The sequence below is a fragment of the Pseudomonas putida NBRC 14164 genome (assembly GCF_000412675.1).
GTDB classification, from domain to species: domain Bacteria; phylum Pseudomonadota; class Gammaproteobacteria; order Pseudomonadales; family Pseudomonadaceae; genus Aquipseudomonas; species Aquipseudomonas putida.
In genome coordinates, this window is the sequence record NC_021505.1 from 697,507 (window position 1) to 712,018 (window position 14,512).

A 14,512-nucleotide genomic window follows, 5' to 3' on the forward strand; every position below is an offset into this window, starting at 1 on the left:
GCGAGGCTTAAGCAATCGTAGTCGGGTTTCATTTGCGCGGCAGAGCAGGCGCCGAAAGGCACTGCTCAGAATCCGCTTTCCCGCAGCCCGACGCCCAGCAGCCACTTGCCCATCTCGCCTAGGACACTGCGTTTTTCCCCTTCGATCTTCAGCTTGCCGCGCGTCTCGCGCACAGTGGCCAGCGGCTCATCAAGGGCAATCAATACCTGGAACAACGCATTGCTGGGGACCAGGGGCTCATTTGTGGTCGGCACTGGGCCGCCAAAATGCGAAGAAAGCATGCGGTGGGCCAATTGCCCGGCGCGGGTGCTGCCGATGGCCAGCACTGTGCCGTGTAACGCTGTGGCTTGCCCTTCGGGGTAAAACTTCACGGCATTGCCAACGGCCAGGTGATGGACCTGGTCCTGGGCCACATAGGCATCGACCTGCCAGTGGCCAGGGTCGATAAGGATGCCCAGCGCTTGCTGGCGGTTGAGCCACTGGCCGGGGCGCCAGTCCGGGTCAAGGTCGAGCCAGACGCCCGCGAACGGTGCTTGCAAGTTCAGCCGGGCAATTTCGCTGCGGGCGGCGCGGGCTTCCTCGTTCTGCACATTCAGGCGCTGTTGGGTGGCGGCATCCTCGGCCAGCCCGCCAGGGTCGGCGAGCAACCCGGACAAGCGCGCCTGGTAGCTGCGGGCACTGGCTTCACTGCTGCGCAGGCGCGAATCCAGGTCGGGTTCGTCAAGCACGGCGAGCACCTCGCCGGCCTTGATCGGCCCTGCCGGGTGCAGGCTTTGCAGCCGTGCAGGGTAGGGGGTGTAGACGCGCCACTGATGTTCGGCGCGGGCCACGCCCACGGCATCGACCTGGCTGTGCCAAGGCAACGCCAGGCCCAGCACGGCCAGTCCCAGGCAGGCATAGATCAAGTGCTTGCGCCGCCCCGGAATGCGCGCACGCTGCTGCCACCAGTGGCTTAGCTCACGCTTGACCGGCAATGCGATGAACCAGGCCAATTCGACCATGAACAGCACGATCCCCAGCAGTTTGAAGAAGAACAGATAGACCGCGACGGCGATGCCCAGGAACAACACCAAGCGGTACAACCAGGTGGCGAAGGCGAAGGCGATCAGTAGCCGTCGCTGCCCCACTGGGAACGGCTCGGGCCACGGGTCGTTCAGCCCCAGCAAGTTACGCCGCAAGGCCGTGCGTGCCAGCGCCGAGGCGCGTTCGTGCAGATTGGGAAAATCCAGCAGGTCGCTGAGGATGAAGTAGCCGTCGAAGCGCATGAACGGGCTGGCATTGAGCGCCAGCGACAGCACCCAGCTGGTGGTGGCCAGGTACAGCAGCGCGTTGCGCAGCGCGCGATCGTCACACAAGGCCCAGCCGAGGGTCGCCAGGCCCGCCAGGGACAATTCGGTGACGATGCCCGCCGAAGCGATCGCCAACCGCTGCCTGGGGCGCTTGAGCTTCCAGCTTTCGCCGGTGTCGGTGTACAGCATCGGCCACAGCACCAGGAACGCCACGCCCATGTGCCCGACGCGCAGGCCCAGGCGCGTGGCGACCAGCGCATGGCCAAGCTCGTGCAAGGTTTTCGCGACCACCAGCGCCAGGGCAAAGCTGAGCAGGCCCTCGGTGGAGAACGACTCCACCACGGCATGGGTGAAGCTGTCCCACTGCTGCATCACCAGGATGATGCCCAGCAGCGTCAGGCTCGCCACTAGCACCCCGGTCAGCGGATGGAACAGCCAGCCCAGGACCGCCGCCAGACGCTGCAAGCCGGCTTGCGGGCGCAGCAGCGGCAAGCGGAAGAACAGGTAGTGGTGCAACCACCAGCGCCAGCTTGACCAGGTGCGCGCTTCGCTCGCGGCCTGGAGTTTGGCCAGTTGTTCGGTGCCGGGGCGCAGCAGATGGTGGTGTTCGAGAAAACCACGCAATGCCAGCACTTGTTCGACATCCGGTTTCAGCGCGCTGTCACGCGCCACCTGCTCGCTGATCTGGCGCGGTGTCTGGCCCCAGCGCAGCAGGCATTCGAACTCCAGCCAGCCGATGCGGTAGAAGCGGTTGAGCACCGTGTCGTGGATCATCCACGCCGGTTCCCCTTCGCGGCTTTCCGCGGCTTCGCACAGCCGCAGGTCCTCGCGCAGCGGGGGCAGCGGCAGGTCGGTAAGGTCGAGCATTACCAGCCGCTCCAGGCCCGCAGCGAGGCCAGTGGGCGGCGCAGCAGGTAATACCCGAGCATCACCCGGCCGCCGTACAGCTTGGCCGTGCCATGCAGGCCAAGGCGGGCATGCTCGGCGTGCTCGTCAATACTCGCCAGCAGGCGGTAGGCGACTACGCCGTCATCGCTGGGCTTGGCCTGGTAACTGGTTTCAAGGATCTTGCCCTTGAGCGGGCTGAGCGGGTAGGCGGTGAGGAACAGCGTGACTTCGGCGCCCGGCTCCAGGGCGATGGCATCGGCCACCGCCAGCTGGATCTGCATGGCCGGTTGCGTCGGGTCGGCCACGTGCATGATGCGTTCGCCGGTCGAAACCGGTTTGCCGAGCCAGTCGTTGGGGTCGCTGAACACCGCCACCCCGGCGCGTGGCGCCACGACCTGGGTGCGCCGGAGCTGCGCTTGCACCGCCGCAAGTTCCGCCCGGCGTTGCTGGACACGGCCTTGCAGCAGGGTCAGCTCACTCTTGCTTTGCGGGTTGTCGAACGCTCGCTGGCTGGCGGCCAGTAATTCGGCATCGGCCACCGCGACTTCCTTGCCGAGCACCTCGGCGCGGCTGCGCAAGGTGGTTTCGTCGAGGGTGAACAACGGCGTGCCGGCTTCCACGGGCTGGTTGGGGCGCACCAGCACCTGGGCGATCACGCCATCGATGGGTGAACTGACGATCTGCGCCTGGCGCGAAACGACTTGCGCCGGGGCCAGCGCCGTCTGCCTGACCGGCACCAGCAACAGCCCGGCGGCCACCAGCAGGGTGATCAGCCACTGACGGCGGCTGGGGCGCCAGCGGCTGACCCGCCTGCGCCGTGTCAGCGCACTCCAGCAGTAGGCCCAGGTGCGGACAAGGCCTTCGAGTTGCTGGTGCAGTACTGCGGGCGGGGCCTCTTCGAGCAGCAAGACCAGTACCCCGAGACGTTGGCCGGCAGGGCCATGCAACGGCAGGCACCACAGGCCGGCAGGCCACCATTCGGCCCAGCCCTCGGCGATGTCTTCAGGGGGCGCGCAATTGGCTTGGGTCAACCAGGTGGGCTGTGCATCGGCCAGACGCTCGGCCAGCCAGCGGCTGGCACGGCGCAGCCACACCAGATAGGGCGAGTCTTCGGTGGGCCGCGCCAGGCCCGATACGCACAACAACTCAAGACCGCTGTTGCCTTGTTCGAACACCAGCGCCTGGTGGAAGGGCAGCAGCGGGTAGAGGTCGTTGGCCATGCTGAACGCCAGCGCGTTCAGTGTCTCGGCGGCCATGGCCTTGTCGCGCAGGGCGTCCAGCTGCAGCAACAGCTGCGGGTGGGGGAGCGGCCTATTCACGCTCATGGTCGAACCGTGCCGTGCCGCTCATGCCCGCGATCAGTTCGGGGTAGCGCTGATCGAAGCGCGCTTCGAGTTCAACTGTCTGTGCCACCGCATCGACCCGGGCGTTGATCACGCTGACCTTGGCCGGGTAGGTCTTGCCTGTTTCGTGCACGCTTACCTGCAGGGGCAGGCCGGGGCTGAGGTCTTTCAACTGGCTCGAAGGCACATTGAGGCGCACCTTCAACGCGCCATCACTGACCAGGTCGAACAGCGGCGTACCGGCACTGACAGTCTGGTAGGGCTTTACGTAAACCTTGGCCACATGGCCCGAAAACGGCGCCAGCACCTGGCAGTAGCTCATCTGCGCTTCACCCATGGCACGCGCGCCGTCGGCTTTCTGCACTTCGGTATTGGCCGCGGCCACTTCGATATCTCCCACGGCATCAAGCTTGCGCAGCTGCTTCTTGGCTTCGAGGTTCTGCCGGGCCATGGCCAGTTCGGCCACCGCAACCTTGCCGCGTGCCTGGGCCTCGTTGCAATTGAAACGGGCCAGGCTGGCGCCCTTGGCCACGTGCTCACCGAAGCGTGTCTTGAGCTCGCCGAGGGTGCCGCTCATCTGGCTGGACAGGGTGGTTTCCAGCTCGGCCGCCAGTAGCACGCGGATCATTTGTGGGGCTTGATCAGTCGCCTCCCCCTCGGCGTGGACGCCAACGCTGCTCAAGGCCACCATCAGAAGCAGGTAGCGGGGTGCATTAATGGTCGATATCATCTTGACTCCTTCCAAATTGACAACCTACACAAACCTTCACCCAACTCGTCTGTAATACTAGTTCAACCCTGTGTGCCTGATATTTTCAAGGTGGACGAGACGAGTCACGGCGAAACCTTGATCCCACAGCCTGTTCTTCTTGGGGCTTCCGTTAGCACGGAAACAATACGTGATAGCGGCACGAAGTCCCCAGCCTTCAGGCCATCCGAGTTTCGCTCTCCAGCCTGTAACGCGGCCCGAATTCAAGAGTCAGAGGCCTCCTACCGTAAGAAGTTGGGTGATAGTCAGCTTGAGCGGTACCGACCTTTGATAGGTCCGCCAATTGCGCGGCGATTTGCTGTTTATCCCGAATGTCATGAAGTGAGTTGTTTGTAGAAGAAAAGCTGGAGGAAGGTTTGAATGATTTGTTCCTTCATCTGCCGGCGAGCTCTCTAACCCCCCAGAGATGATTAGCCAGCACGCCACGCCCACCCATTGGACTGCTTCAATGCCATAGCCGTGGGTTTTGCTACCCATTGTTCCCGCTAAGCAAATCATCACTGCCGGTCGGGAGGAGTAAGGCAGGTCCTGCGCCCCAAATCCAATTTTCGGTGAGGAGAAGGTGCTTTGCATGACATCCCCTATTCCGTTTTGTCAGCGCTTCCACCTGCACCAACCCTCTAGTGATTATCCCCATGTATGCCCTGCCGGCATCTCAAAAGGTAATCATTGATGGTCGCGTAATGAAATTCAGCCTGTAACCGAAGTTTTTCAAGTTCTTGAGGAGGTACTACTCCCTTGGCTTCATGGTAGGTTTTGAAAGAGGCAGCGGCCTGCTCACAGAGTCTGATTTGCTCGCTTATGGAAGCAACGGTTGTAGCTTTCATACGTACGCGTCCTTTCATCGTAAATTTTTAGCATAGCCTAGGAACACAATGAATGTGATGCCGGACCAGTTAGCGTAGCTGAGCTGCTGTGCCTTGCGTTGGACGTCTATAACAATGCGAAGCAGGCCTTACCTATGAGGCCATGGCTGACGATCTGGACGTACTGCTCACAAGCAAAGAGACGGTAAGCGACATCGAGGCACTCGTCGCCGCGCTTGGTCGCCTCGGTGTACACCTTCTCTTCGTACGACCATACCGGACAAGGCGAACGCGCAACCCGCATATTGGAAGGCGCACTCTGCGCAATTGTAGTTCACTATATTACCCTCCACAGCGAGCGTTGATCGTTATGTCCGGCGGCAGTGGTCAAATGAACGTTTGTAACTTCCGTGGACAGGTTGGACTTGATTGGTGAATCTAGCTGGGCCACGCCAGTTACTGAAGTGAGTGGCGGGGACGTTCGGCGTAAGTGACAGCGGCACTGTATAGGTAGCTGCTGCAATGGCGGGCTAGGAGAGGGAGATGAACGTGATGCGCTGTGCTTGCGGTGACGAACAGAGCTCTGGGGTGCTTCGACATCATCACTTTTACGCACTTCGAAGGAAGTCAGAATGACGTTACGTACTAAGCTGCTCTGGCAGTTCGCGCCGCCTCTATTGTTGGTGCTGGGCCTGACTTTCTTCGCGACGCATAATGTGTTGCTCGAACGGCTGGACAAGCAAGACGAGCGCCTGTTGGTTAGCGAGGCGAAGCGTGTGCGTGCTTTGCTGAACAACCTGTTTGAGCGCGATGCCGATCGCTTGGAGCAACTTGCCGAGTCGCTGCCTCGCCCCATCGCGTCGGCATTCCCTTTGCCATCCCACATTCTTAACCGTACAGATTTCGATTTTCTCGCGTTGGTTACGCCCACAGGGCAGCGATCGGCCTGGAGAACGATGGCCCCAGTGTTCAGTGATACCGGTAACAGCAAGCCATTGTCATTCGAATCACTGCAGAGTGAGGTTTCGAGTCAGCTCGGTCGCTTGTCTAGCTCCATGGCTTCGGCATCCTCTCCTCAGCTCATGGTTGTACATCGTCAGCCTTTCATTCTGGCAACGGTGGATGTCGGCCCCCCCAGTGCACGGGAAACTCTGTTTGCGGGGCGTTTTCTCGATGCCGAGCGAAATGACGGACTGGAACGGCAACTGGGCGCAGTGCTGCAATGGGAAACTGGGGGCGTCCAGTCTGTTGCTTCGCCAGCGGATGGCGAGTTCATCAGTATCGGCAACCGCCAGATCAGCGACGAGCGCCACCAGCGTATCGATTTGATATTTCATAACAGCTTGGGCGAGCCGCAAGTGCAGTTGCAGTTGCACCGGGAACGGCATCTCTACAGCGAGGGCATCCAGCAACTCAAACTGTTGATGGGTGCTATGTTTGCAATCATCAGCCTTGCCTGGTTGGTTATCTACCTCGCCTTGGATGTCACGCTGCTCCGACGGATTTCTGCTCTGAATCGGGAGTTTCTGGCTGTAGGAGCTGATTCAGCGAGCGGGCGTTTGTCCGACTCAGGGCATGATGAGTTGGGCATGTTGGCGCAGGAGGCTAACCGCACCCTGGACCGCCTTGAACAGAGCGAGGCTCGTGGACGGATCATTCTCGACGGTATGGAAGATGGATACTTCGAACTCGACTCACACGCCCGCATCCAATCGATGAACCCTGCCTTCTGCAAAATGCTCTGCTACAGCGCTGCGGATGTCACAGGTAACACATTCGCTGCGCTGCAGCCGCAGGAACACGGTAGCAGGCCGAGTTCGCGAGTGGTGTTCGACACCGAACCAGGCGCGCCGCTTTCCGCTCGGTTACAGCGTGCGGATGGAACGGTAGGCTACTACGAAACGCGATTTACCAGGATCACCGATGCAGCAGGCAATGTGATCGGCTATCGCGGCATCTTGCATGACGTCAGTGAGCACGTTCAGTACCAACAAGCGTTGCTGGACATGGCCTACCGTGATGCACTGACCGGTCTTGGCAATCGCAAGGCTTTCCATGAGCAACTTGAGCGCTTGCTGGATGCGCAGCGCTTGCCGCTAGGGGTGGTGTTTCTTGATCTGGACCGCTTCAAGCAAGTCAACGACCGTTTTGGCCATGATGTCGGCGATGCTTTGCTGGTGTGCATGGCCGAGCGTCTGCGCAATGCCATGCGCAAGCAGGATACGGCCTATCGTTTGGGCGGCGATGAGTTCACGGCGATCTTGCCGGCAATCGACGAGGCGGCGGCAGGCGCCTTGGCCGAGCGGCTATTGGCCGTGTTGAGTGCACCGGTCCGTGTGGGGGGGAAGTTGATCGATTTCGTCACGCCGAGTATCGGTCTTGCGTTCGCGCCTGCGCATGCCTCCAGTGCGAACATGCTGGTGAAGGCGGCAGACCAGGCAATGTATCAGGCCAAACAACAGCGGGGGCGAGTATGCTTGGCGAACTGAAAGTCTGCGACGACTGGAGCATCCCTTCTTGCAGGGGGAATCAACTGGTCGGTGTCATCGGTTCAGGTGCGGTTCGTTCATCCACTAATCTTGAAATGGAGTAGTGGCTAGCTGGTTGTTCAATCAACGAACGACCGAAATGGGTCGGTTAGCGCCTTTGGGTCGAGCTGACCATCCTTGTCCTCCCTCGCATGGAGGACAAGCCATGAATACCATGTCTACCAGCAGCCATCAGCCTCGGAACAAAGGAAAATTGATCGGGCAAAAAGCTCCGCTCCGATTGAAAGATGTCTGGGTCATTCGGGTAAGGCTTCAAATCGCGGAGGAAACCCGTGATCTGGCTATCCACAGCAAGTGGTCAATCCCTAATCTCAGCATTGACAGTCCGTGGATGTTGAGTGATCTGACGAGAGCACAGCAGCTGTGCGCTTATAACTGTCAGTCTGCAAGGAAGCATCAAGAAAGCCATTCTTGAAGCATCGAGAAATGTAAAAAAGAGCCTTAGAAATGCTCCATTTTTTGCTAACTGTGGGTTAAGCGTAAATTTAATTTATCACAAACTATTGATTTTTGGTGTTATTTACGATAATGCTCATGCCTCAGGTGGGTACAAGACTTCTGATCGGTTCGTTCCGGTACGCGTGCGGTCCCTGTAGGAGCGGCAAACGATGAGAAATTGTTGCTACACCGCGTGTGCAATCTGTGAAGGCGCACTAGAGTGAACTCGAACGGAGCGCTTGCTGCGTACGCAGGAGGTCTGCAAGGACGCTACAGCGTTGTTGAGATGGACGGCTGGTATTGAGGAGTAAGCCCCATGTAAACAATTTGAAAGTTAGTGTCCTGGCATCCCTGTGAGGGGAATATGATTGAAGACCCATACATGTTGTTCACCCGTATTCCTGTTGTCGTAGACGAGCAAGGTGGTTTGTTTACAGACCCCTTGTGGGTCAAAGATATAGAGCTTCACCTCACCTACATAGAAAACTTCGGCATGTGCTGCCCTGTCGAGAGAGGCGGCAACGTCGACGGGCTGCAAAGCATTAGCCATCTGGATGTTAAATGGCTCTATGGGTTGCGCAAAGACTATGGGCTTTCGTCAGTATTAAAGAACTTTTTTCCGAATTTCATAACCGTCATCAATGCCTGCAAGCATGCCCGGATCGTTCATTCTGACGGCGCCGGTTGGGCATTTCCCTTGTCCTTTTACCTATTGCCGCTCAAGCCGTTGTTCCGCTTCCAATGGGTAATTGTCATAGAGTCTTCATTCTGGATGTTGGCTCAGGGGCAGGCGCGAACCCTCAGAGCAATCATCGAACACCACGTGCACACCCTGTTATTGAAGTGCTGCCTGAAGTTGGCGAATGCCAGGATTTTTACCCAGTCCTTCTACAAGGAATATTTTCTTGGGAGCAATAACAGTCGCACGTTAATTAACCCTGCCAGCTGGCTCGACAAGAAATTCATGGCATCCCCTGAGGCCGTCAGACATAGATTCGAAGTCAGGCGCAGCCGCACACTCAACGTGCTTTACCCATCCCGCCTTGTTCTGGATAAAGGTGTACTGGTAGTCCTTGAAGCCATTGAACAGCTGAAAACCGAAGACGTTGATATCACCGTCACCCTGATGGGTGATGGTGATTTGAAAGAGCACTGCCGACGCTTTGCTGCCGAAAAGCGTGGCGGCGTCGAGGTGAGGTTCCAGGACGCGGTTGATTACGGCAAAGATTTTTTCAGGATCATTGCCCAACATGACTGGCTGTTGGTGCCGACATTGAAACAGGAACAACCCCGAATCATTTTTGACGCATTCAGCCAGGGCGTTCCCGTCATCGGTTCTGACACATCCGGGGTCCTGGACATAACCAGCAAGCACAACGCGCTGACGTTCGAAACCGGGAACCCGTCCAGCCTGGCAGACCGTATTCGTCATGCTGCCCGGCATCCCGAGCTGGCGCTGGAAATGGGGCTTGCGGGGTTGGATTATGCGACCGGGAAAACACACTTGCAGATGCATCAGGTGCGCGAGGAGTTCCTGAAGAGCAGTTTGACACCCTCTGCAAGCCCGCGCGCCCCAAATGACTGACGACGGGCGCCCCGATCACCGACTGATAACCAGGCGCCCACCAGCTTGGCGAACCTGCAGCCCATAGGTCTGGGCCAGCATGGCCAACGCCAGCGGCATATCATCGACCGGGAAGGTGCCAGACACCCGCAGTTCGCTCAACGCGGGGTCGCACTCCAGGCGCTGGTCGGCGTAGCGCATCAATGCCTGCGCCCACTGTTGCAATGGCATGTCATCGGCCACCAGCAAGCCGCGTTGCCACGCCAGGCTGGTTTCACGCACCTCCCCGACAAGGCCCAGACGCTCCCGGGTGAATCGAACCTGCTGCCCGGCGCGAATGATGTTCTCGACTCCCGCCACGCTGGTGCTTTCGGGTCGTACCTGCACGGCGCCTTCGTACACCTCAAGCAAGGTTTCATCGGCCAGCTGACGCACGCTGAAACGCGTGCCCAGTGCAAGCAACTGCCCATGCACGGTCTGCACCATCAGCGGCCGTGGGTCGGCAGCGGTCACGATGTACACCTCGCCACGGCGCAGATGCAGCAACCGTTGCGCGCTATCGAAAAGCAGCTGCAGGACACTGTCGGTATTCAGGATGATCTGGGTGCCATCGGCCAGTCGCGCATGTCTGCGCTCGCCCACAGCCGTATGGTAATCACTGGCAAAACGCCCGACCTGCGAGCGCCAGCCCCACCAGCCAAGCGGTGCGGCACCCATCAGCAGCGCCAGCCCGCGCAGTACCGCGCGCCTGCCCGGGGGGCGTTGCAGGGTGTGCCTGGCCAGCGTTGGCGGCAGGCTGCCCAGGCGTGAAAGCAGGCGCTGCGCCCTTTTCCATGCACGTTCGTGCTCATCACTGGCAAGCCGCCATCGTTCCAGTTCGAGCTGCTGGGCAGGCAGCAGCGGCCCTTCCTGCATCAGCATCAGCCACGAGGCTGCCTGGGCAAGCACATGCTGCGCGATGGCATCGTCGGGTGTTGCAGTACCGTTAGTCATCGGGCATCTGCGTCAGGCAGGTCAGGTAGCCGTCGTGGATGTACTTCTTCACCGTCGGCAGCGCTATGTTCAAGGCCACGGCGATGTCCTTGTGCTTCATGCCGTCCAGGGTCGCCATCAGGAATGCCTGCCTTGCACGCGGTCGAAGCTTGTGCAGAACTGCGTCGATCTCATGCAGGGTCTCGAGGATCACACATTGCAGCTCAGGCGACGGATACTCGGGCTCTGGCAGCAACAGCAGCGCTTCGAGCCACGCCTGCTCCAGCGACTGCCGGCGCCGCCAGCTCACCAGCACGCAGTTCGCGATGCGCGTCAGGTAGGCGCGGGGTTGACGAATCGGCTCGACCCGCGCGCCCTCGCGGCTGGCCAGCACACGCAGGAACGTATCCTGGGCCAGATCGTCGGCCACCCCGCGCCCCCAGGACCTCAGCCGGTAGGCAAGCCAGTTACGCAGCCAGGCGTGATTCTCGATGTACAGCGTTTCGATACTGCACGGCTCGGTACTGTCCGGCGGGGAGAAGGGGGCATTCATCGTCGATTGAATTGATACATGGGCTGTCGCAAATGCAAACCATTATCACTAGAATTGCTCAAGTCACAAGGCCAGTTCGGTAAATTCGGACGCTTCCTAGCCATTCATATCCTTTTTTCGATCTCGTGCGACAGAGGAGGTAACAGCCCGCTGCCAGTGGTGGGCGCGAACCCCACGAGCGAGAAAAGCATGCTCCCAGTACGTTGTCCTTCACCTGCTCCGCGCCCTCGGCCTTGCCTGTTGCCCATCAACTTTGTGCTGCGTTGCACGCTGACCAGTTGCTGCGCTTCAGGCCTGCTGCACAGCAGCGCGGTTTTGGCCGAGGATGCCCACAAGGCTGCGCTCACGGCTACCCGCCTGGACGACGCCACGCTGCGTGACTACAACATTGCCCAAGGCCCGTTGGGGGCAGCCCTCGGCAGCTTCAGCAGCCAGGCCGGGCTGCTGCTGTCGTACGAGCCTGCCCTGATTCGCGGGCGAACAGCGCCCGCCTTGAAAGGGCGGTATACGGTCAGCGAGGGCATGCAGCGGTTGCTCGCCAATACCGGTTTGCGGCTGGTGCCAAGTGCTACCGGCACCTACGTGTTGATGGCGCAGGGCACCGCTGCCCGTGCAGCAGCAGAGTTGTCGCCGACGATGGTCGAGGCCGCCGCGCAGGGCCCAGAGGTGGAAACCTACAGAGCGCCACGTTCGTCAGTGCACCTGACCAGCGACCAGATCGACCGCTTCGGCCGGGTGTCTGCGGGCGACCTGCTCAACGGTATCCCTGGCGTGCAGGTTGGTGACACCCGCAATGGCGGTGCCCTGGACGTCAACATCCGCGGCATCCAGGGCCAGAGCCGGGTGGCGGTCAAGGTCGATGGTTCTGAGCAGGCCCTGGATGTCTATCGAGGTTATGGCGGTACCCAGCAGCGCAGCTATATCGATCCCGACCTGATCAGCAGTCTGACCGTGAACAAAGGGCCGTCGACCAAGTCCGGGGCGATAGGCGGCACGGTGGAGATGCAGACGATCGGTGTGCAGGACATTCTGGTGGACGGCAACCAGGTCGGCGTGCGCCTCAAGGGTGATTTCTGGGACAACGGCGTAGCCCCCGCCCACCGCAGCGCCAGCTCCAGGGATGAAAGCCTGACCGCGCCGCCACGCGACAGCCGGGGCAGCCTGTTTGGCTCCGAGGCTGAGTCTGGCAGCGCTGCCTTTGCCTTTACCACAGAGCGGCTGGACGTGGTGGCGGCGTATGCACACCGTAACCAGGGCAACTACTTTTCCGGCAAGAAAGGCCAGGACCGCTACCGCATCCATGACGAAGACGGCCGGGAGCAGCCAAGCGTGGCAATGACCTACAACGCCGGCGAAGAAGTGCTCAACTCTTCATCGAAAACCGACTCGTACCTGCTGAAGGCAACCTGGCGGATAGCCGACGACCATACGCTGGACCTGGGCTATCGCCGCTACGACGGTCGCACTGCCGAGATCATGCCTTCCGACATCTATCGTTTCGGCACCGCGGGTATCTACCAGTACCCCTTGGGCGAGGTGAAGATCGACACCTACACGGCGCGCTACCACTACCTGCCTGCCGGTAACCCCTGGGTCGACCTGACCAGCAACCTGTGGATGACAGACGCCAAAACCAGCACCTTGAGCTCAGCCTGGACGGCGCCTGCTTCGCAGTTGTTTCGTTCTGACCGCAGCTGGACCCGCCAGGATAACCGCCGTATTGGTGGCGACCTGAACAACGTCTCCCGGTTCGAGACGACCCATGGCGACTTCAAGCTCGACCTGGGCGGCGCTTTCCAGCTAGAAGACCTGCAACCGCAGAAAAGTGTGCTTATCACCCAGCATGACATCGATGCCAACCGCACCCTGCGCGATGCCTCCAGGCAGGAGTTCAACTTCAACGGCAAGCTCGAGTACCAGCCGATCGAGCAACTGACCCTGTGGGGCGGTGGCCGTTACAGCCACTTCCGCACCAGGGACAACACCGTGCTGGCCACCGCCCGGCGTCAGGACCGCGAGGTACGATACATCTCGGCGAGTGGCCCGAAAGGCTGGGGCAGCATGACCTGGTTCCCTGACCAGAACGGCCAGTACACCGATGCCACCGACCCCAGGCTGAACAACGGCATCGTCTTTGGCAACAGCAACGAGCCGTTCAATGGCGTGCGTTTCAACGACTTCGGCGCGACCAGCGTGGAGGTCGGTACCGAAGGCATCAGCAGCGTAGTCACAGGCTACGACCATAGCCCGCAGGGCAGCAGCAGTGGCGGCGGCTTCTCGCCGGCATTCGGCATCAACGTCGAGCTGATGCCCGACACGTTCTTCTATGTCACCTACACCCAGGGCCTGCGCCTGCCGTCTTTGTTCGAGACCAGCCAGGGTACCCAGCAAGTCTCCCCCGGTAAAAGCCTGAAGCCCGAACGCTCGCAGAGCTGGGAGATCGGGGTCAGTGCGTTGCGCGACAACCTGTTGACCGAGCACGATTCGGCCGCGGTCAAGCTTGCCTACTTCGACAACGTGATCAAGAACTACATCACCCGTTACTACGACCCAAGCCCGGGGCTTTGGGGCCTGATGACCTTCAGCAACACCGACAGCTTCAGCACCCGCGGCCTTGAGCTGCAATCACACTACGATGCCGGCCGTGTGTTTACCGACCTCTCGGCCACCTACTACCTCAAGACCGAGACCTGCGATGCGGACTTCGCCGGCAAACTCCGCGCTACCGCCAACCCGTACCAGAAGACCGAGAACACGCCCAACTGTACGCCGGGCAGTTTCATGGGCTCTTACACCAACACCCAGAACCCGCCACGGTTTTCAGCCAACCTGACTGGCGGCGTGCGCTTCCTCGACGAGGCATTGACCGTGGGTGGCCGGGTGACCTACACCTCCGGGCCGACCAGTACCCTCGACAAGCCCTGGCAGTCCGGTGCTACCACGCCGCAGATCGAATACCGCTCGGTTGCGCTGTTCGATCTGTTCCTGAAATACAAGTTGCTCGAGAACACCGAGGTGAATGCCTCGCTGCAGAACTTGACCGATCGCTACTATCTGGACCCGCTGGCGCAAAGCTTCATGCCGGCGCCGGGGCGCACGCTGCGGGTGGGGGTAGTGACGCGGTTCTGAAGGCCGCAGAGGGCGTTGGCGCAGAAGGTTTCGCCAGCGCCCCGACATTTTTGAGGGCATTAAAAAGCCGGCTTGTGGCCGGCTTCTCGGGGACGCTTCCGACTAATTTATGGTAAGCCGCAATCGCCTTAACTGTGTGGCCATCAAGGGCCTGAAAGAGATGGCAGATGCCCGTGTGGGATATCGCCGAGCCCTCTGGACCGCGGCTAGCG

Annotated in this window: 10 protein-coding genes and 1 pseudogene; 4 read left to right on the top strand and 7 right to left on the bottom strand. The window is 60.3% G+C overall.

Going from position 1 to position 14,512, the window contains the following annotated elements:
• Positions 1-65: 65 nt before the first annotated feature.
• The 5 genes from PP4_RS03080 to PP4_RS28525 all read right to left on the bottom strand — a co-directional run bounded on the left by PP4_RS03080 (position 66) and on the right by PP4_RS28525 (position 5,116).
• Positions 66-2,156 carry a site-2 protease family protein gene (locus tag PP4_RS03080; protein WP_016497826.1) on the bottom strand — a complete coding sequence of 697 codons (2,091 nt, stop codon included), beginning with the start codon at positions 2,154-2,156 and terminating at the stop codon, positions 66-68.
• Positions 2,156-3,502 carry an efflux RND transporter periplasmic adaptor subunit gene (locus tag PP4_RS03085; RefSeq protein WP_016497827.1) on the bottom strand — a complete coding sequence of 449 codons (1,347 nt, stop codon included), beginning with the start codon at positions 3,500-3,502 and terminating at the stop codon, positions 2,156-2,158. The genes PP4_RS03080 and PP4_RS03085 overlap by 1 nt, the downstream gene beginning before the upstream one ends.
• The gene (locus tag PP4_RS03090; protein WP_016497828.1) at positions 3,489-4,250 is read right to left on the bottom strand and encodes an efflux RND transporter periplasmic adaptor subunit; all 762 of its coding nucleotides are present in this window, start codon (positions 4,248-4,250) and stop codon (positions 3,489-3,491) included. Before PP4_RS03090 ends, PP4_RS03085 begins: the two co-directional genes overlap by 14 nt.
• A gap of 249 nt (positions 4,251-4,499) precedes the next feature.
• Positions 4,500-4,862, bottom strand: coding sequence for a hypothetical protein (locus PP4_RS28520; protein WP_144063124.1), 363 nt, complete (start codon positions 4,860-4,862; stop codon positions 4,500-4,502).
• Between the two features lie 47 nt (positions 4,863-4,909).
• Positions 4,910-5,116 carry a hypothetical protein gene (locus tag PP4_RS28525; protein ID WP_144063125.1) on the bottom strand — a complete coding sequence of 69 codons (207 nt, stop codon included), beginning with the start codon at positions 5,114-5,116 and terminating at the stop codon, positions 4,910-4,912.
• Between the two features lie 611 nt (positions 5,117-5,727).
• On the opposite strand from PP4_RS28525, the gene PP4_RS03095 reads away from it, so the two are divergent.
• From PP4_RS03095 to PP4_RS03100, 3 genes and pseudogenes are all read left to right on the top strand, one after another.
• Positions 5,728-7,584: a diguanylate cyclase domain-containing protein gene (locus tag PP4_RS03095; protein WP_016497829.1), complete on the top strand. Its 1,857-nt coding sequence runs from the start codon at positions 5,728-5,730 to the stop codon at positions 7,582-7,584.
• A 205-nt stretch (positions 7,585-7,789) separates the two neighbouring features.
• Positions 7,790-7,996: pseudogene (locus PP4_RS29465) on the top strand (integrase); the annotation flags it as partial.
• 468 nt (positions 7,997-8,464) lie between these two features.
• The gene (locus PP4_RS03100) at positions 8,465-9,667 is read left to right on the top strand and encodes a glycosyltransferase family 4 protein (protein ID WP_231859010.1); all 1,203 of its coding nucleotides are present in this window, start codon (positions 8,465-8,467) and stop codon (positions 9,665-9,667) included.
• Positions 9,668-9,682: 15 nt separating this feature from the next.
• On the opposite strand, the gene PP4_RS03105 is transcribed toward PP4_RS03100, so the two are convergent.
• Positions 9,683-10,639, bottom strand: a complete 957-nt coding sequence (locus tag PP4_RS03105) for a FecR domain-containing protein (RefSeq protein WP_016497831.1) — start codon at positions 10,637-10,639, stop codon at positions 9,683-9,685.
• Complete coding sequence (locus PP4_RS03110; protein ID WP_016497832.1) at positions 10,632-11,171, bottom strand: sigma-70 family RNA polymerase sigma factor; 540 nt, start codon at positions 11,169-11,171, stop codon at positions 10,632-10,634. The genes PP4_RS03105 and PP4_RS03110 overlap by 8 nt, the downstream gene beginning before the upstream one ends.
• A gap of 189 nt (positions 11,172-11,360) precedes the next feature.
• On the opposite strand from PP4_RS03110, the gene PP4_RS03115 reads away from it, so the two are divergent.
• Entirely contained in the window at positions 11,361-14,300 is a 2,940-nt protein-coding gene (locus tag PP4_RS03115; RefSeq protein ID WP_302073617.1) for a TonB-dependent receptor, read from the top strand.
• Positions 14,301-14,512: the final 212 nt, after the last annotated feature.